This window comes from Cryobacterium psychrotolerans, assembly GCF_900101115.1.
Classification (GTDB): domain Bacteria; phylum Actinomycetota; class Actinomycetes; order Actinomycetales; family Microbacteriaceae; genus Cryobacterium; species Cryobacterium psychrotolerans.
Genome location: NZ_FNFU01000003.1, coordinates 57870 through 76111 on the forward strand (window position 1 = coordinate 57870; position 18242 = coordinate 76111).

13 protein-coding genes are annotated in these 18242 nt (G+C 68.9%); 7 read left to right on the forward strand and 6 right to left on the reverse strand.

Annotation, left to right across the window (positions count from 1 at the left end; all coding sequences use genetic code 11):
- The first annotated feature begins 15 nt into the window (after positions 1–15).
- Entirely contained in the window at positions 16–1692 is a 1677-nt protein-coding gene (locus tag BLQ39_RS03610) for a serine/threonine-protein kinase (protein WP_092321825.1), read from the forward strand.
- A gap of 141 nt (positions 1693–1833) precedes the next feature.
- On the opposite strand, the gene BLQ39_RS03615 is transcribed toward BLQ39_RS03610, so the two are convergent.
- The 3 genes from BLQ39_RS03615 to BLQ39_RS03625 form a co-directional block, all read right to left on the reverse strand.
- Positions 1834–3324 carry a 2-oxo acid dehydrogenase subunit E2 gene (locus BLQ39_RS03615; RefSeq protein ID WP_092321827.1) on the reverse strand — a complete coding sequence of 497 codons (1491 nt, stop codon included), beginning with the start codon at positions 3322–3324 and terminating at the stop codon, positions 1834–1836.
- Between the two features lie 61 nt (positions 3325–3385).
- Complete coding sequence (gene lpdA / locus BLQ39_RS03620) at positions 3386–4756, reverse strand: dihydrolipoyl dehydrogenase (protein ID WP_092321828.1); 1371 nt, start codon at positions 4754–4756, stop codon at positions 3386–3388.
- A gap of 108 nt (positions 4757–4864) precedes the next feature.
- Positions 4865–6355 carry a leucyl aminopeptidase gene (locus tag BLQ39_RS03625; RefSeq protein ID WP_092321830.1) on the reverse strand — a complete coding sequence of 497 codons (1491 nt, stop codon included), beginning with the start codon at positions 6353–6355 and terminating at the stop codon, positions 4865–4867.
- 98 nt (positions 6356–6453) lie between these two features.
- On the opposite strand from BLQ39_RS03625, the gene BLQ39_RS03630 reads away from it, so the two are divergent.
- The 5 genes from BLQ39_RS03630 (at position 6454) to BLQ39_RS03650 (ending at position 12335) form a co-directional block, all read left to right on the forward strand.
- Positions 6454–7377 (forward strand): proteasome assembly chaperone family protein, encoded by a 924-nt coding sequence (locus BLQ39_RS03630; RefSeq protein WP_092321831.1) that lies wholly within the window; start codon positions 6454–6456, stop codon positions 7375–7377.
- 20 nt (positions 7378–7397) lie between these two features.
- Positions 7398–8732 (forward strand): MFS transporter, encoded by a 1335-nt coding sequence (locus BLQ39_RS03635; RefSeq protein WP_092321832.1) that lies wholly within the window; start codon positions 7398–7400, stop codon positions 8730–8732.
- A 243-nt stretch (positions 8733–8975) separates the two neighbouring features.
- Positions 8976–10322, forward strand: a complete 1347-nt coding sequence (locus BLQ39_RS03640; protein WP_092321833.1) for an RNA polymerase sigma factor — start codon at positions 8976–8978, stop codon at positions 10320–10322.
- A 4-nt stretch (positions 10323–10326) separates the two neighbouring features.
- Entirely contained in the window at positions 10327–11595 is a 1269-nt protein-coding gene (locus tag BLQ39_RS03645; RefSeq protein WP_092321834.1) for a Mur ligase family protein, read from the forward strand.
- Positions 11592–12335 carry a type 1 glutamine amidotransferase gene (locus tag BLQ39_RS03650; RefSeq protein ID WP_092321836.1) on the forward strand — a complete coding sequence of 248 codons (744 nt, stop codon included), beginning with the start codon at positions 11592–11594 and terminating at the stop codon, positions 12333–12335. The genes BLQ39_RS03645 and BLQ39_RS03650 overlap by 4 nt, the downstream gene beginning before the upstream one ends.
- A 29-nt stretch (positions 12336–12364) precedes the next feature.
- Here BLQ39_RS03650 and BLQ39_RS03655 read toward each other — a convergent pair whose 3' ends face one another.
- Entirely contained in the window at positions 12365–12601 is a 237-nt protein-coding gene (locus BLQ39_RS03655; RefSeq protein ID WP_092321837.1) for a DUF7455 domain-containing protein, read from the reverse strand.
- Between the two features lie 161 nt (positions 12602–12762).
- Between BLQ39_RS03655 and BLQ39_RS03660 the strand changes: the two genes are divergently transcribed.
- Positions 12763–14841 (forward strand): DNA gyrase/topoisomerase IV subunit B, encoded by a 2079-nt coding sequence (locus BLQ39_RS03660; protein ID WP_092321838.1) that lies wholly within the window; start codon positions 12763–12765, stop codon positions 14839–14841.
- Between the two features lie 70 nt (positions 14842–14911).
- On the opposite strand, the gene BLQ39_RS03665 is transcribed toward BLQ39_RS03660, so the two are convergent.
- Together BLQ39_RS03665 and BLQ39_RS03670 are read right to left on the reverse strand one after the other, a co-directional pair.
- Entirely contained in the window at positions 14912–15610 is a 699-nt protein-coding gene (locus tag BLQ39_RS03665) for an SDR family NAD(P)-dependent oxidoreductase (protein ID WP_092321840.1), read from the reverse strand.
- Between the two features lie 61 nt (positions 15611–15671).
- Positions 15672–18155, reverse strand: coding sequence for a DNA gyrase/topoisomerase IV subunit A (locus tag BLQ39_RS03670; RefSeq protein WP_092321841.1), 2484 nt, complete (start codon positions 18153–18155; stop codon positions 15672–15674).
- Positions 18156–18242 lie beyond the last annotated feature (87 nt).

Genomic DNA, 18242 nt, shown 5'->3' on the forward strand with positions numbered 1-18242 from the left:
CGCGACACTGGCCTGGTGGGAAGACGCGCACACCGGGCTGCGGCGCCGGGGGACACCCCGGGCACGCAGCCCGACGACCCGGTCGGCGGCGGTCCCGGTGAGTTCCCGCACGTGTCGATGATCGCCGGCTACCGGGTGGTGCGCCGCCTCGGGTCGGGCCGACGGGCCGTCGTCTACCTCGGGCATGCCGGCCCGGGCGCGAGGCGGCCCACGGGCGAGGGAGCCGGCCGTGCGGTCGTCGTGGCGCTGAAGGTCTTCGGCCCGGAGGCGGATCCTGCGTCGGTCGAACGTGAGATCCGTGCGCTGTCGCGGTGTCCCGCGGGGCTGTTGCCCGCGCTGCTGGACGTTGCGACCCTTCCCGACGGACGGGTCTGCCTGGTGCTGGAACGCCTGGCCGGGACGTCTCTCAGCCGGCACCTGGCCTGCGTCGACACGATCGGGCCGGGGGAGGCCGTCACAATCCTCGCCCCGGTCGTCACGGCACTCTCGGCGCTGCATGCGGCCGGCTACGCGCATGATGGCCTCAGCCAGGCCTCGGTGCTCTTCGACGCGAGCGGACGCCCGGTCCTCGCCGGACTCGGCGGCCTCCGCGACCTGCCGCCGGCCGGAAGACCGCGGATCCCGGCGCTCCGCGCCAATTATCTGCGGCTGGGCATGCTGGTTCGCGGGGTGTTCGACTGTCTCGACGCCGAGGATCCAGCCTCGCCTGCGGCCGGGCAGCTGGCTTCGTGGTTCGAGGACGCGGCTCGCGCGGCGCCGTTCCAGCCGTGCCTCGACGGTTTGGAGCGCCGCCTCTTCGACTGGGCCGCCGCGACGCCCGTGCGCCGGCCGGGCCCGGGCGAGGCGCGGCCGGGCCGGGGGCCTGGGGTTTGGCCGGGGGTCGGACCGGGACCACGCGGTCCCGGTGTGGGGCAGCGGGCCCCTGTCCCGCCGGAGGTGAGGCCGCTGCCGGCGTGGCTTCGGCTCCTCCATCTCCCGCCGGAGCTGGTCACGGCGCTGGGCACCGCGCTGCGCACGACCCTGGGCACCGCGCTGGCGGGGCATCCGGTGGGACGCGGGCTCTCTCGGCTGCGTGACCGGGTGAGGCTGCGTCGGCGCCCGCTGTCGCTGGCGGCCGTCGTGGCGGCGGGGTTGGTCCTGCTGGCGCTCGGGTTGTTGCCCGCCCCGTCCGGCACGGATTCCTCCGGCACGTCGGCGACCGGCGTGGCCGGGGTAGACGTGGATTCCACGACGGCCGACCCCGAGGGGAGAGGCCGTTTCGACGCGCCGGATGCCACCGCGCCGGATGCCACCGCGCCGGATGCTGCAGCGCTGGCCGGTGACGACCCGGTGCAGGCTGTTCCGGTGCTGCTCCGGCTGCGCGCCGGCTGCCTCGCCCGGGCATCCGTCGTCTGCCTTGACGGCGTCGACCAGCCCGGGTCGGCGGTCGTGGCAGCGGACACGTACGCCGCGAGGACCGCCCAGCAAGGCGGAGGCGCGGCGGACCCACAAGCCTTCGACGGCTACACGGCGAGCATGGTGGAGCGCATCGGCAACTCGGCGCTCGTCGCACTGGCCCCGCCAACCGAACCGGCCCCGCCCGCCGACCCGGCCCCGCCCGCCGACCCATCGGGGCCACAAGGCCGGCCGGCCTCGGTGCTTGCGGTCAAGGGGGAGGGCGGCTGGCTCTTGCGCGAGATCTTCGACTACTAGCTGCAGCTCGAGCCGTGAGGGGTCGCATATCGACCTTCGTTTGCCTCAGGAAGGTCGATATGCGACCCCTCAGCGTCAAAAAAGGGGGCGACCCTGGCGGGTCGCCCCCTTTTCGAAGGGTGGAGCGGATGAAGCGGGGAATCAGATTCCCAGGTTGCCCTCGAACGCTCCGGCCTCCAGGCGTGCCTTCATCGTGGTGAGGAAGCGTGAGGCGTCCGCGCCGTCGATGATGCGGTGGTCGTAGGACAGGGCCAGGTAGAGGCAGGACCGGACGGCGATCGAGTCCAGGCCGTCGGTCGTCACGACGACCGGCTTCTTGTAAACGATTCCGGTGCCGAGGATGGCGCTCTGCGGCAGGAAGACGACCGGGGTGTCGAACAGCGCGCCGCGCGAACCGGTGTTGGTCAGCGTGAAGGTGCCTCCGGACAGTTCGTCCGGCTTCAGCTTGTTGTCGCGCGTCCGGGCGGCGAGATCGGCGATCTGGGCGGCGAAACCGGCCAGGTCGAGCTCTCCGGCGTTACGCACAACCGGAGTCAACAGGCCGCGTTCGGTGTCGACGGCGATGCTGATGTTCTCCTGCGCCGGGTAGACGATCTGGTCGCCGTCTACGGTGGCGTTGATGATCGGGTAGGTCCGCAGCGCCTCGGCCGCGGCCAGGGCGAAGAACGGCAGGAACGAGAGCTTGTTGCCCGTCTTTGCGTGGAAGTCCGCCTTCACCTTGTCGCGAAGCATGGCGACCCGGGTCACGTCGACCTCGACCACGGTGGTGAGCTGCGCCGAGGAGTTCATCGAGATGACGGCACGCTCGGCGACGACCTTGCGGAGACGCGACATCGGCTGGGTGGTTCCGCGCAGCGGCGAGACCTCGATGACCGGGGCAGCAGACGCGCTGGGAGCGGCCTCGGCTGCCGCGGCGATGTCTTCCTTGCGGATGCGTCCACCGACGCCGGTCCCGGTGATCGTGGACAGGTCCACGCCGGCCTCGTTGGCGAGCTTGCGCACGATCGGCGTCACGTAGCCGGATGTTCCGGCGTGCGATCCACGGGCCGCGGCGGGTGCGGCTGCGGGGGCGGCTGGCGGTGCGGCAACTGCAACGGGTGCGGCCGTCGGGGCTGCGACGGGTGCGGCAACCGGCGCAGGCGCTGCTGCGGCAGGAGCTGCTGCTGCGGGAGGCGGCTCGACGGCAGCGGGCGCCGGCGGGGCGACGGCCGGGGCTGGCGCCTCGGCCGGGGCGGGCGCCTCGGTGGAGGGAACCTCTGCGGCCGGGGCCGCTGCCTCGGCGGGCGCCTCGGCCGCAGGTGCCTCGGCCGGGGCGGGCGCCTCGGTGGAGGGAACCTCTGCGGCCGGAGCCGCTGCCTCGGCGGGCGCCTCGGCGGCGGGTGCCGCACCGCCGGAACCGTCACCGATGGTGACCAGCGGGGTGCCGACCTCGACGGTCTCGTCTTCCTGCACCAGGATGGCTTCGATCACACCGGCGATCGGCGACGGGATCTCGGTGTCCACCTTGTCAGTGGAAACCTCGAGTAGGGGCTCGTCGACCTCGACGCGGTCTCCCACGTTCTTCAGCCAGCGGGTTACCGTACCCTCTGTGACACTCTCCCCGAGTGCCGGGAGGTTAACGGATTCGCTCATGCGCTTGTCTCCTTCAAAACCATTTGTCTGAAAATTTCTGAACCGAAAATCTGTGTGGCGCTTAGCCGTGCAGGGGCTTGCCGGCCAGGGCCAGGAAGGCCTCGCCGAGCGCCTCACTCTGCGTGGGGTGCGCGTGGAGCAGCGGTGCGATGTCCTCCGGGTAGGCCTCCCAATTCACGATCAACTGGCCCTCCCCGATCAGTTCGCCGACGCGCGCGCCGATCATGTGCACGCCGACGACCGGGCCGTCCTTGACGCGCACGACCTTGATCGAACCTGCCGTGCCGAGGATGGAACTCTTGCCGTTGCCGGCGAGGTTGTACTCGTAGCTGGAGACCTGGTCCGCACCGAACTTCTCGGCGGCCTTCGCCTCGGAGTAGCCGACCGATGCGACTTCCGGGTCACAGTAGGTGACCTTGGGGATGTTGATGTCCTCGACGACGATCGGGTTCAGGCCCGCGATCTCCTCGGCGACGAAGATGCCCTGCTGGAAGCCGCGGTGTGCGAGCTGCAGGCCGGGGACGATGTCGCCGACCGCGTAGAGGTTCGGGATGTTGGTGGCGAGGCGCTCGTTCGTGATGACGAAGCCGCGGTCCATGGTGACGCCAACCTCCTCGAAGCCGAATCCGGCCGTGAAGGCGCCGCGGCCGACGGCGACGAGGAGGATCTCGGCCTCGATCGTGTCGCCGTTCTCGAGCGTGACAACAACGCCGTCCTCGTCCTGGGTGACGCTCTGGAAGCGGATGCCGAGCTTGTAGGCGATTCCGCGCTTGCGGAAGGCGCGCTCGAGCGACTTGGAGATCGACTCTTCCTCGTTGGGCACGAGGTGCGGGAGCGCCTCGATGATGGTGACGTCGGCGCCGAAGGACTTCCAGACGCTGGCGAATTCGACGCCGATCACGCCGCCGCCGAGCACGGCGACCTTCTTGGGAACGTAGTCGAGCGCGAGCGCCTGCTCGCTGGTGATGACGCGGCCGCCGATTTCGAGGCCAGGAAGCGAGCGGGAGTAAGACCCGGTGGCGAGGATGACGTTGGTGCCGACGATCGTGTCTTCGCCGACCTGCACGGTCGTGGGAGAGACCAGGCGGCCTTCGCCCTCGATGACCGTGATGCCCTTGGCGCGGATCATTCCGTCGAGGCCCTTGTACTTCTTGGCCACGATGCCCTCACGGAAAGCGGTGACCGCCGCCATGTCGATGCCGCTGAACGTGGTCGTGACGCCGTACTTGGCCGCCTCGCGGCTGACGTCGGCAACCTCGGCGGAGTGCAGGAGCGCCTTGGTCGGGATGCAACCGGTGTGGAGACAGGTCCCCCCGAGCTTGCCCTTCTCGATCAGACCGACGGTGAGGCCCAGCTGGATTGCGCGCAAGGCCGCCGCGTATCCACCGCTTCCTCCACCGAGAACGACAAGGTCAAATTTCTGCTCCGACACCCAGTTACTCCCTCGTGCATCACAAACTCTCGTGCGTTCCGCCCGGCGGAATGGTGATGGGCCGGGGCAGCCGCAGGACGGCAAGTTTTCTCGCCGTCTACGACTGTACTACGGGCGTGAAAAGTCCTCGGCCAGCCGGAGCAGCGCCCGCACGGAAACTCCGGTCGGTCCGGCGCCAGTGAACCCCCACGCGGACGCGTTCTCGGACGGCCCGGCGATGTCGAGGTGGGCCCAGGGGATGGTCACCGCGTCCTCCCCGGCGCCGCGCTTGCCGACGAATTCGCGCAGGAACACGCCGGCGAGCATCATCCCGCCGGCCGTGTTGCCGATCTTGGCGTTGGCGATGTCGGCAACGTCGGAGTTGAGGAGGCTGCGCAGGTCGTCGGGCAGGGGCATCGGCCAGCCGGTTTCGCCGGTGGCCTTGCTCGCGTCGAGCACCTGCCGCACGAGGTCGTCGTCGCCCATGGCGGCGAAGTACCGGTGGCCGAGGGCGACGACCTGGGCCCCGGTGAGGGTGGCGACGTCGATGATCGCGTCGGGCTCTTCCTCGCCGGCGGCCACGATGCCGTCGGCAAGTACGAGGCGACCCTCCGCATCCGTGTTCAGCACCTCGACCGTGCGGCCGCCGCGCATGTGCAGAACGTCGTTCGGGCGGATCGCCGTGCCGGATGGCATGTTCTCGGCGATGCACAGCCACGCGGTGATGCGCAACGGCAGGGCGAGCCGGGCGGCGGCCAGGGTGACGGCCAGCACCGTGGCGGCACCGGTCATGTCGTATTTCATGCCCACCATGGATGCCGGCGGCTTGAGCGAGAGTCCGCCGGTGTCGAACGTGATGCCCTTGCCGACCAGGGCGAGGTGCCGGGTTGCTCCCTCAGGGGAGTAGCTGACCTTGACCAGGCGCGGCGGTCGGCTGGATCCCTGCCCGACGCCGGCGATGCCGCCGAAGCCGTCGGCGACGAGTTCCGTCTCGTCCCAGACCCTGACTGTCACGGGCAGGCCGGCGGCCGCCGCGACGGACTTGTCGGCCAGGGACTTCGGGTACAGGTGGGACGGGGGAGTGTTGACGAGGTCCTTGACGAGGCTGACCGCCTCGGCCACGATGCCAACGCGCTCGAGGGCGTCGCCGGCAGCCAGCGCCGTGTGCACGGTGATCCGGCCGGCCGGGAGCTTCGTGCTGGCGAGCGAGTTCTGGCGATACTCGGTGAAGGAGTAGGCGCCGAGGGCCGCGCCCTCGAGAACGGCGTGCACCTCGTCCTCGGTGGTCAGCGGGAACGCGAAGGCCACGGAGTCGACACCGGTGAGCTGGCGGACGGCGGACCCGGCCGCGTCGCGCAGCCCGTCGACGGTGATCTCCTTGCCGAGGCCGAGGCCGACGACGGCGATGCCGCGGGCGGCGCCGACCGTCGGCGCGAGGCGCACGACCTGGTCCCGGGCGCCGGTAACGCCGACGGAGGCGAGGAGCTCCGTCAGGCCGGAGAAGGCGGGGTCGGCGTAGAGCACCGGCGCGGCATCCGTTTGGCGGGCTCCGACGATGAGAACGTCCACGTTCGAATCGAGGGCAGGCTGTGCGGACAGGGACAGGGTGGGAACGGTCATTCCTTGATGCTATCGACGAGCCGCCGTGTTCGCTCTGGGCATGAAGGCGCCCGGCACATTCCAGCGGCGTGGCCGACGGGGCGGATTAGAGTGTGAATATGCGCGATCCTGGTGACCTCTACGAGCTGACCGCGGACGCCGACAGCGTCCCGGAGGGTTTGCATCTGGTCGCGGGCCTGACCGGGTTCGCGGATGCCGGTGGCGCGGTTTCGCAGTTCACCGAGTACCTCCTCGGCACGCTCGACCAGAGGGTCGTCGCGAACTTCGACGCCGACCTGCTCCTCGACTACCGGGCCCGGCGCCCGATCATCTACTTCGACCAGGACCACCTGACCGACTATCAGCCGCCCGCGCTGCGCCTCTATCTGGCCCACGACGAACTGGGCCAGCCCTTCCTGCTCCTGGCCGGGTTCGAACCCGATTTCCGCTGGGAGCAGTTCACCGCGGCGGTGCTGGCGCTCGTGCACCGGTTCAAGGTGGCGTCGACGACCTGGGTGCACGCGATCCCGATGCCTGTGCCGCACACGAGGCCGATCGGCGTGACCGTCAGCGGCAACCGGTCCGACCTCATCGAGAGCATGTCCGTCTGGCGCCCGCACACCCAGGTTCCCGCCAACGCCCTGCACCTGGTTGAGTTCCGGCTCCAGGAGAGCGGGGCGTCGACGGTGGGTTATGTCCTGCTCATTCCCCACTACCTGGCCGACACCGAGTTCCCGTCCGCGGCGCTGTCCGCGCTGGAAAGCACGAGCGCTTCGACGGGGCTGATCTTCCCCACCGATCGCCTCCGCGAACAGAACCGCGAATTCGTCGCGAAAATCGACGAGCAGGTCGGTGACAACCCCGAACTGGCCAAGCTCGTCGGCACGCTGGAGCAGCGATACGACACCTACATGGAGGGCAACACGCTGCGTTCGCCGCTGACCGACGAAGACGGCGAACTGCCGACCGCGGACGAGATAGCGGCGGAGCTGGAGAAGTTCCTCGCCATCCGCCGCAACAAGGATGACGGGCCGTCCAACTAGTTCCCGGTAAGTTGGGAGGGGTGAACTCCCGTCGATCCTGGTTGATCTTCTCCCTTGGATCGTTCGCCTACCTTTCCGCCGTCCTGCAGCGCACCTCGCTCGGAGTCGCGGGCGTAGCCGCCACGGAACGATTCGGCGGATCGGCCGCCGTGCTCTCGAGCCTGGCCGTCGTGCAGCTCCTCGTCTATGCCTCCGCGCAGATCCCGGTGGGAATCCTGATCGACCGCTACGGCCCCCGGATCCTCATGCTCAGCGGCACGGCGCTGATGGTCTGCGGCCAGCTCACCCTCGCGTTCGCCCCGACGATCTCGGTCGCCGTGCTGGGCCGAATCCTGGTGGGCGCCGGGGACGCGACGATCTTCATCTCCGTCATCCGCCTGATCAGCTCGTGGTTCACCGGCAGGATCGTCCCGCAGCTGTCCCAATACATGGGCAACATCGGCCAACTCGGCCAGGTGCTGTCCGCTGTGCCGCTGGCCTGGGTGCTGCATGTCTGGGGCTGGACGCCTGCGTTCCTGTCGGCGGCATCCGTGGCGCTTGTGTCCCTGATCGTCATTTGGCTGGCGATCAAGGACCGTCCGGATCGGCTGGGCGACCACGCGCTGGCGCATACGTGGGGGAGCGCCCTCACCCAGCTTCGGCACAGCTTCCGACGTCCCGGCACCCAACTCGGATTCTGGTCGCATTACGTGACCCAGTCCTCGGGAACCGTGTTCAGCCTGCTCTGGGGTTTCCCCTTCATGGTTTACGCCCTCGGCTACGAACCGTCCTTCGCGGCCGGGATGCTCACGATCCTCGTCGGCGCAGGCCTGGTCTTCGGCCCGATCCTCGGCCTGCTGACGGCGCGGTATCCCCTGCGCCGCAGCAACATCGTGCTCGGGATCGTCGCGGCCATGGGCGCGGCCTGGGCGGTCGTGCTGCTCTGGCCGGTGCAGCCGCCGGTGTGGCTGATCGCCGTACTGATCGTGGTGATCGGAATCGGCGGGCCCGGTTCGTTGATCGGTTTTGATTTCGCCCGCACGTTCAATCCGCAGCGGGCGCTCGGCTCGGCCAACGGCGTCGTGAATGTCGGCGGCTTCACCGCGAGCTTCGTGACCATGTTCCTGATCGGCGTGCTCCTGGACGTGCAGGACACCTGGCGGGTCGCCGCGGGAGCGGAGAGCGACCTGTACGCGCTCGACTCGTTCCGCGTCGCCTTCGCGGTGCAATTCATCGTGGTCGGCGTCGGCGTGATGTTCCTCGTGCACGCCAGGCGGCGCACCCGGCGGCAGCTCTCCCGCGACGAGGGAATAGAAGTGGCTCCCTTGTGGGTTGCACTCTCACGTACATGGCGGCGGCGACGCGGGCGAGACTAGCCCCTCGGTGGATTGATGTCCATGCAAACCGTGTCATAATTATCTCTAGGACCCGTTCTGGTCCTGGGAGTGCCGGTAGCAATGCCGCGCACACGCTGGTTCGTTGCAGCCCCGGGACTTGACATGGGTCCAAATACTGCCCAAATCCACAGCTGTCCTGGTTCAACCGGGTCAGATTCAACTCGGCCACGAGTGGTTTGGGAGCGCCGCACGCGCGCAAACCATGGCATGAGAGGTGTTCGAATGGCAACCCGCCCAAAGACCGAGGCATCCGCCACGTCCGCCGCGAACGAGGCAGAGGCGACCACGCCGGCCCCGGCCGCGAAGACGACGGCCGCCAGGAGCCCGGCCGCCAAGGCTCCCACGAAGGCCGCCCTGGCGAAGGCGGCGAAGGCCGCTGCTGCTGCTGCCGCCGAGGCCGCCGCCCCGGCGACCGAGGCGCCCGCCGCGACGAAGCCCGTACGCAAGCGCGCCGCCGCCAAACCCAAGGTGAAGGCCGGCGATGCTGCCGCCGAGGCCGCCACCGGCGCTCACGACGACGCGGATCACGACGATGACGACGAAGAGGGTGCCAAGCGTCCGGCTCCGACCGTCCCGCTCCCGAGTGGCGCGCTCGTGCTCTCCCTGGTCGACGACGAGGACGAGGTGCCCGTCTACTCGAGCGCCATCACCGGCGCGACCGCCGACCCGGTCAAGGACTACCTGAAACAGATCGGCAAGGTCGCCCTGCTGAACGCGGCCGAAGAGGTCGAACTGGCCATGCGCATTGAGGCCGGCCTGTTCGCTGAGGACCAGCTCGCCCAGATGACCGACGCGGAGAAGAAGACCGCGCTCGGCCGCGAACTCCAGTGGGTCGCCAAGGACGGTGCCCGCGCGAAGAGCCACCTCCTCGGCGCCAACCTGCGCCTGGTCGTGTCGCTGGCCAAGCGCTACACCGGCCGCGGGATGCAGTTCCTGGACCTGATCCAGGAAGGCAACCTGGGCCTGATTCGTGCCGTCGAGAAGTTCGACTACACCAAGGGCTTCAAGTTCTCGACCTACGCCACCTGGTGGATCCGCCAGGCGATCACTCGCGCGATGGCCGACCAGGCCCGCACGATCCGCATTCCGGTGCACATGGTCGAGGTCATCAACAAGCTCGCGCGCGTACAGCGCCAGATGCTCCAGGACCTGGGCCGCGAGCCCACGCCCGAAGAGCTCAGCCGCGAACTCGACATGACGCCCGAGAAGGTCGTCGAGGTGCAGAAGTATGGCCGCGAACCCATCTCCCTGCACACCCCCCTGGGTGAAGACGGCGACAGCGAGTTCGGCGACCTGATCGAGGACACCGAGGCCGTCGTCCCCGCGGACGCGGTCGGGTTCACGATGCTGCAGAAGCAGCTGGAAAGCCTGCTGGACTCTCTCTCCGAGCGCGAAGCCGGCGTCATCCGGATGCGTTTCGGCCTTGGCGACGGCATGCCGAAGACCCTGGACCAGATCGGCGACACGTTCGGTGTGACCCGCGAGCGCATCCGCCAGATCGAATCGAAGACGATGGCGAAGCTCCGCCACCCATCGCGGTCGCAGTCGCTGCGCGACTACCTCGAGTAAACCGGTGCGCTATGCCCCCGCGATCCTCATCGGCCGGATCGTTCGGATGCTTGCACGATGGAGGAAGCCGGGCGGCGGTTCGGCCGTCCCCGGCCTCGTAGTCAATAAGATCGCCCCCGGCTTTCTGGCGCGCACGCTGAACGGATTCCCCGAAGGTCTCGTCATCGTCACCGGGTCGAGCGGCAAGTCGACGATCACCAAGATGCTCGTTGCCGTGCTGCGAGCCCATGGAAAGACGGTGTTCACGAACCCGTCGACGGCCAACATCAGCCAGGGCCTCACCTCGGCGCTGCTGGAGCAAGCCAGTCTGACCGGGCACGTCGATGGCGACATCGCCGTGCTCGAAATGGATGAAGGCCACGGGGCCTACATCGCCGGGTCGCTCACCCCCCGCGTGGTCACGCTCACTAACGTCATGGTCGACCAGATCGACCGGTTCCACGACTCCGAGATGGTCCAGGCCATGCTCGCGAAGATCGCGGCACGCGCGACCGAGGCCGTGGTGCTGAACGCCGACGACCAGTACCTGCAGGACCTGGCAGGCGGTGTCCCGTCGCCGGTGCGGGTGGACCGGTTCGGAGTCACGGCCGAGGTCCTCGAGGCCAACCCCCGAGGACTCGGCTATGCCCAGACGGCGGCGGACAGGCTGCCGAGGGGCGAGGGCATCCTGGTCACGCGCGTCAGCGGACGGCAAGCCGACATCTCCCTGCCGGAAGGCGACTACACGGTCGGCCTGCCGGCACGCGGCACACACTATGCGGTGGATGCCGTTACGGCGCTCAGCGCCGCGCGGGCCGCGCTCGGCGAAGCCTTCCGGCCCGACCTGGCGGTCGCCGCGGTGTCCACCATCCCCGCCGTCTTCGGGCGGGGCGAGGTCGTGAGCGTGCGAGGCCGGCAGGTTGAATTCGTGCTGGTGCAGAACCCGGCCAGTTTCCAGCTCAACGTGGACAGCATCGAGCCGGGCACCGACCAGATCCTGATTGCGATCGGTTCGGACGTGCGCGACCCGTCGTACTTCTGGCCCGTCACCACGTCCGGCCTCGGCCGGGTGCTGATCGCCTCCGGTTCCAAGGCCCACGAGATCGCGCTCCAGCTCGCCTACGACGACGTCGAGGTCGACCGCGTCGAACCCGATCTCGGCCGCGCCCTGGACGACTTCCTGGCCCTTCCCGAGCCGGCCGTCGGCCTCAAGACGATCATCTTTTCGGCCGACGGGATGCGGCGAACGCGCGCGCACCTCGGGCTGGCAACCAACAGCGAGGAGCAGGCATGACGGCGCAGGGCGACCCACGACCGCTCGCCATCGTCTGCCTGCTGCCCGAGACGCTCGGAGGTAACGGCGACGCCGCGAACGCCCGCGTCCTCGTGCAGCGGGCGCGGTGGGCTGGCATGCCGGCCGACATCATCCCGGTTCGGACCCGGGCCGACCTTCCGCCGCAGGTCGACGCCGTCATCGTCGGGTCCGGCACGGACGCCGACCTTGTTCCGGTCCGGGACACGCTGTTGACCGTGGCAGACGACCTCCGCACCTGGGCCACCGCCGGCATCCCGATCCTCGCGGTCGGCACCGGGCTGGAGCTGCTGAGCTGGGGGATCGAACTGCCGGGCGGCTCGGTCGTCGAGGGCCTGGGCCTTGTCGCCGGACGCGCGGTTCCCCGGCTCGCACGCGCGACCGGTGACCTGGTGGTCACGTCGAGGTACGGACGCCTGGTCGGTTTCGAGAATCACGCCCGTGACTTCGTCGGGGCCGAGGGTTCGCCGCTCGGCCGGGTGGCCTTCGGCGTTGGCAACGGCGCCGGCCTAGAGGGTGTCGTCATGGGCAACGTGATCGGCACCCACCTGCACGGTCCGGTCCTGGCCAAGAACCCCGGGCTCGCCGACCACCTGCTGCGCGCCATCTTCGCCGCCCGCGGGGCCGAGTACGCCCCGGCCGGACGCGCCACCGAGGTCGATGGCATAGCGAAAGCCGCACGCAATCAGATTGCCGTGCGGCTTGGTCTCGCTCCGGAATAGCCGGTGTCCCGGCTATTCCACGCTGCGCACTAAGAGCGCTGGTCCTCGAAGAGTCGATTCGACTCGTCGTGCCAGCTCTCGGCAATGGCGGCAAGCTTTTCCTGGTGCTTGCGGCCGTGGTGCGCGCAGAAGAGCAATTCACTGTTTTTGACGACGACACGAATGTAGGCCTGAGCACCACAAGCGTCGCAGCGGTCGGCTGCGGTGAGCTGGTGGGGGGTGCCCTCCTGGTCGACGGCACCGTTCTCGGTGGCGATCTGGGACATGTTCTCCTCCTCAGGCTGGAATCATAAAACCCTGACACTCCATGTAAACACGGCGGGGGCTGGTATTCGACCCGGCGACATGGTATTTCGCTCTACGCGTAGCCGGGGGCGCTGAGTGTCGGGCACGGCGGCCGCCGGCCGGGCCGGTATTCTTGACCGTTGTGAGTTCTGACTATTCCGCCCGCCACCTTTCGGTGCTCGAGGGCCTCGAAGCCGTCCGCAAGCGTCCCGGGATGTACATCGGTTCCACGGATTCGCGCGGGCTCATGCATTGCCTGTGGGAGATCATCGACAACTCGGTCGACGAGGCCCTCGGCGGCCACGGCAGCACCATCGACATCGTGCTGCACCCGGACGAGAGTGTCGAAGTTCGCGACACCGCCCGCGGCATCCCGGTGGACATCGAACCCAAGACCGGTCTCTCCGGTGTCGAGGTGGTCTTCACCAAGCTTCACGCCGGCGGCAAGTTCGGCAGCGGTTCCTACGCGGCATCGGGCGGGCTGCACGGCGTAGGGGCATCCGTCGTGAACGCGCTCTCCGAACGTCTCGACGTCGAGGTCGACCGGGACGGCAAGACCTGGGCGATGTCCTTCCACCGCGGCGAGCCCGGCACGTTTGCGGACACGGGTGAGAAGAGCCCGGATGCGCCGTTCACGCCGTTCGAGAAGAAGAGCGAATTGCGCGTGGTCGGCAAGGTCGCCCGGGGCAAGACCGGCACCCGGATTCGCTACTGGGCCGACCGCCAGATCTTCACCAGGGGCGCGGCCTTCCAGACCGAGGAACTGATGGGGCGCGCGCGGCAGACCGCGTTCCTGGTGCCGGGTCTGTCGATCGAGGTCGACGACCGCCGCGGCGCGGAGCCGGTTTTCGAATCCTTCACCTTTGACGGCGGCATTTCCGAGTTCGTCGAGCACCTCGCCACCGACACGCCGATCACCGACACGTGGCGGCTGACCGGCAACGGCACCTTCACCGAGACGGTGCCGGTGCTCACCGACAAGGGCGCCATGGTGCCGACCGAGCTGGTCCGCGACTGCCAGGTCGACATTGCGCTGCGCTGGGGCACCGGCTACGACACCGTCGTGAAGAGCTTCGTCAACATCATCGCCACGCCCAAGGGCGGCACGCACCAGGCCGGCTTCGACGCGGCCCTGCTCAAGTTCCTGCGCGGCCAGGTCGAGCAGAACGCCCGTCGGCTCAAGGCAGGTTCGGACAAGCTCGAGAAGGACGACGTGATGGCCGGCCTCACCGCGGTGCTCACCGTGCGTCTGCCCGAACCGCAGTTCGAGGGCCAGACCAAGGAGGTGCTTGGAACCCCGGCCGTGCGCGCCATCGTGGCGAGTGTCGTCGCCAAGGCCATGGGCGAGCGCTTCGCGTCCCCCAAACGCGACGACAAGGCGCAGTCCGCGGTGGTGCTCGACAAGATCGTCGCCGAAATGAAGTCGCGCATCTCGGCCCGGGCGCACAAGGAGACGCAGCGTCGCAAGAATGCACTGGAAAGCTCGTCCCTGCCGGCGAAGCTCGTCGACTGCCGCAGCAACGACGTCGCCACCAGCGAGCTGTTCATCGTCGAGGGTGACTCCGCGCTGGGCACGGCGAAGCTGGCGCGGGACAGCGAACACCAGGCGCTGCTGCCCATCCGAGGCAAGATCCTCAACGTGCAGAAGGCATCCGTCTCTGACATGCTCTCGAACGCCGAATGCGCCTCGATCATCCAGGTGATCGGAGCGGGCTCCGGCCGCAGCTTCGACCTGTCGGCGGCGCGGTACGGCAAGGTCATCATCATGAGCGACGCCGACGTCGACGGCGCGCACATCCGCACGCTGTTGCTGACCCTGTTCTTCCGCTACATGCGCCCGATGATCGAGGAGGGCCGCGTCTTCGCCGCCGTCCCGCCGCTGCACAGGGTCGTCGTGATGAACCCGGGCACCAAGCCCAACGAGACCCTCTATACCTATTCGGAGGCCGAGCTGCAGGGCGTGCTCGCCGGCCTCAAACGCGCCGGCAAGCGCTACCAGGATCCGATCCAGCGCTACAAGGGCCTCGGGGAGATGGATGCCGACCAGCTCGCGACCACGACGATGGAGCGTGCTCACCGCACCCTCCGCAGGGTCCGGGTCGACGACGCCGAAGTGGCCGGCAAGGTGTTCGAGCTCCTGATGGGCAACGATGTCGCGCCGCGCAAGGAGTTCATCATCGACAGCTCCGACAAGCTCAGCCGCGATCGCATCGACGTCTAAATCCCGCGAAACCGCAGTTGTGCGCGCTAAAACGCGTTCATAACCCGCACGACTGCGGTTTCGCGGGGGGTTAGGCGCTGAAGGCGGTGCTGGGCAGGTCCAGTTCACCGTTGACGATGGCGTCGACGATGCGGCGGGCGACGAGATCGGGCTGGTAGCCGACGGCCAGGCGTGGCGCGGTGCCCGCAATCGGATGCGAGGAGAGGCCGGTCTCGGTATGCCCGGGCCGTGCGTCCAGAATCCGGATGCCGTCCCGCCGCAGCTCCCGTGCCGCGGCCCGCCCGAACGCCGCGATCGCCGACTTCGACGCGGAGTAGGCCGCGAGATTGGCCGTGGGGTTCTCGCTCACAACCCCGCTGATCGTGACCACGAAGGGCTCGCGTCCCGCGGCGGCCGATGCCGCGAGTGCACTGTGCGCCGAGCGAATGAGCCGGATCGGCGCGAAGGCGTTCACGGCGAAGAGCTTCTCCAGGGTGTCGTCACGCAGGGTGGCCGCCGGGCCGAACGCCACGATTCCGGCGGCGATGACGATCCCGTCGATCCGACCGTTGACCCTGGTCGCGGCGGCCACGAGCTCGTCGACCTCGGCCGGCTTCGCCAGGTCCGCCGTGATCACGGTGCCCGGGATCCGCAGCGCCTCGACTGCCGACGCGTAGCGCGCGCTCAGGATCAACCGGGCGCCTGCAGCCGCGAGGAGCCGGGCTATTTCGCTGCCGAGTCCTCCGGAGGCGCCGAGCACCAGAATTGAAGCACCGGCGAGAGTGGTCACGCGACCAGAATATCCGAGTGCCCCGCGCCGCGGAAGAGCGTCGCGGTCCTGGGTTCGGGCGTCAGCCGATGCGAGCGCCGACGGCGCCGACGACGGCGTCGAGCATCGTTCCGGACGCGTCCCGCCGCGACCCGGATTCGGGCAGTGTGCGCGGCGAGCCGTCGGCACCCACGGCGCGGGCGGGAGACGGTCCGACCCAGGCGACGGAGAGCGTGTCTTCGCCCTTGAGGAAACGCTGCGAGCGGACTCCGCCGGTCCCGCGCCCCTTGGCCGGGTACTCGGCGAACTCGGAGACCTTCGCGCTGCCGGGATCCGTGCCCGGGAGGGTCTGGCTGCTCGTGGCAACCGTGGTGACCACGGCCGTGCCCGCGATGTGGGCCGGCACGCTGGTGAAGAAGAGAACGTGGGCTCCGTCGGTGAGCTTGATCCCGGCCATGCCTCCGGCTGTGCGGCCCTGTGGGCGCACTGCGCCGGCCGGGAAGCGCAGGAGCTGGGAATCGGTGGCGACGAAGACGAGCTCGTCATCGTCGGCCCCCTGCACCGCGCCGACCACTTCGTCATTGGGCTTGAGGGCGATGATCTCGAAATCGGGCTTGTTCGCCCAGTCGCCGGGCGTGACCCGCTTGACGATGCCCTGGCGGGTGCCGAGGGCGATGGCCCTCGGTGAGTCCAGCGACACGATCGCGAGCACCTTCTCGTCCTTGTTCGGCAGTGCCAGGTAGTCGCCGACCTTCACGCCGGCCGCGAGCTGGATCGAGGTGGGCGGCATGACCGGGAGGTCGACGGGGGAGAAGCGGATGAGCCGGCCCCGGCTCGTGACGGCGCCGATTTCGGCACGGCTCGTGGTGTCCAGGGTCGACCGAACGGCGTCGTGCTTGCTCCGGCGCTGCGCCGGGGTGACGCGCTCGGGCATGTCGTCGCTGACCGGGAGCAGGTCGACGCGGGCGATCCTGCCGGTGGCGCTCAGGTACACGCGCGTCGGCGTGTCCGTGACCTCGAGTACGGCGGCGTTGCGCCGGGCCGCGGCGGCGCTGACGCCGGCGATGCTCGGCTTCGCCTCGGTCAGCAGGGTGCGGCGCGGCGTGCCGAATCGTTCGGCCACCTGGGCGAGTTCGTCGGAGACCAGCGTGCGGATCGCCTGCTTGCTGCCGAGCAGTTTCTCGAGTTTGGCGATCTCGGCGAGCAGCTGGTCGCGCTCGGCCTCCAGCTCGATCCGGGAAAAGCGGGTGAGTCGGCGCAGCCGCAGCTCGAGGATGTACTCGGCCTGGATCTGGCTGAGGTCGAAAACATCGATCAGCCGGGCACGGGCCTGCTCGCTGTCGTCGCTGGCCCGGATGACCTGGATCACCTCGTCGATGTCGACGATGGCGACCAGCAGCCCCTCGACCAGGTGCAGGCGTTCCTTGCGCCGGGCCAGGCGGTAGGCCGAGCGTCGGGTGACCACCTCGATCCGGTGGCCGACGTAGACGAGCAGGAGCTGGCGCAGTCCGAGCGTCTGCGGTCCGCCGTCGACAAGGGCGACGGCGTTGATGTTGAAGGAGTCCTCGAGCGGGGTCACCCGGTACAACTGCTCCAGCACGGCCTCCGGGCTGAACCCGGTCTTGATGCCGATGACCAGGCGAAGACCCTTGGTGCGGTCGGTGAGGTCGGTGACGTCCGAGATGCCGCTAAGCTTCTTGGAGTTGACGCCGTCCTTGATCTTCTCGATGACCTTCTCGGGGCCGACGAGGTAGGGGAGTTCCGTGACCACGAGCCCCGCCTTGCGGGCGGTGATCGCCTCCACCGATACGCGGGCCCGGGTCTTGAAGCTGCCGCGCCCGGTGGCATAGGCGTCCTTGATGCCCGCCAGCCCGACGATCGTTCCGCCCGTCGGCAGGTCGGGGCCCGGAATGAACTCCATCAGGTCGTCGAGGGTCGCGTCCGGGTGGGCCAGGAGGTGCCTGGCCGCGCCGACCACCTCGATCAGGTTGTGCGGGGCCATGTTCGTGGCCATGCCGACGGCGATGCCGCTGGCGCCGTTCACGAGCAGGTTCGGGTACGCGGCGGGCAACACGTCCGGCTGGGTGAGCTGGTTGTCGTAGTTGGGAACGAAGTCGACGACGTCCTCGTCCAGGTTCTCGGTCATCGCGAGGGCCGCGGCCGCCAGCCGGGCCTCGGTGTACCGGGGGGCGGCGGGGCCGTCATCGAGCGAGCCGAAGTTACCATGCCCGTCGATGAGGGGCACGCGCAGCGTGAACGCCTGGGCCATGCGCACGAGAGCGTCGTAGATGGCCGTGTCGCCATGCGGGTGCAGCTTGCCCATGACCTCGCCCACCACGCGGGCCGATTTCACGTGACCGCGGTCCGGACGCAGGCCCATTTCGTTCATTTGGTACAGGATGCGCCGCTGGACCGGCTTGAGCCCGTCCCTGGCGTCGGGGAGGGCCCGGGAGTAGATCACGGAGTACGCGTACTCGAGGAACGACCCCTGCATCTCGACCGACACGTCGACGTCTTCAATGCGTTCGGTTCCTGCGGCGGGCTGGGTACTGTCTGAGCGGCTCATTCGTGAATTCTGTGTGGGGTGCGTCGTGGGCGACGGACGTGTGCGTGGCTCTGGAGCGTCCGGGCCGGGTCCGTATGTCAGACTTGG

Coding starts and splice junctions, on each gene's coding strand:
- BLQ39_RS03640 (WP_092321833.1), top strand. CDS start 8,976: ATGGCAACCCGCCCAAAGACCGAGGCATCCGCCACGTCCGCCGCGAAC.
- BLQ39_RS03650 (WP_092321836.1), top strand. CDS start 11,592: ATGACGGCGCAGGGCGACCCACGACCGCTCGCCATCGTCTGCCTGCTG.
- BLQ39_RS03630 (WP_092321831.1), top strand. CDS start 6,454: ATGCGCGATCCTGGTGACCTCTACGAGCTGACCGCGGACGCCGACAGC.
- BLQ39_RS03655 (WP_092321837.1), bottom strand. CDS start 12,601: ATGTCCCAGATCGCCACCGAGAACGGTGCCGTCGACCAGGAGGGCACC.
- BLQ39_RS03615 (WP_092321827.1), bottom strand. CDS start 3,324: ATGAGCGAATCCGTTAACCTCCCGGCACTCGGGGAGAGTGTCACAGAG.
- BLQ39_RS03670 (WP_092321841.1), bottom strand. CDS start 18,155: ATGAGCCGCTCAGACAGTACCCAGCCCGCCGCAGGAACCGAACGCATT.
- BLQ39_RS03625 (WP_092321830.1), bottom strand. CDS start 6,355: ATGACCGTTCCCACCCTGTCCCTGTCCGCACAGCCTGCCCTCGATTCG.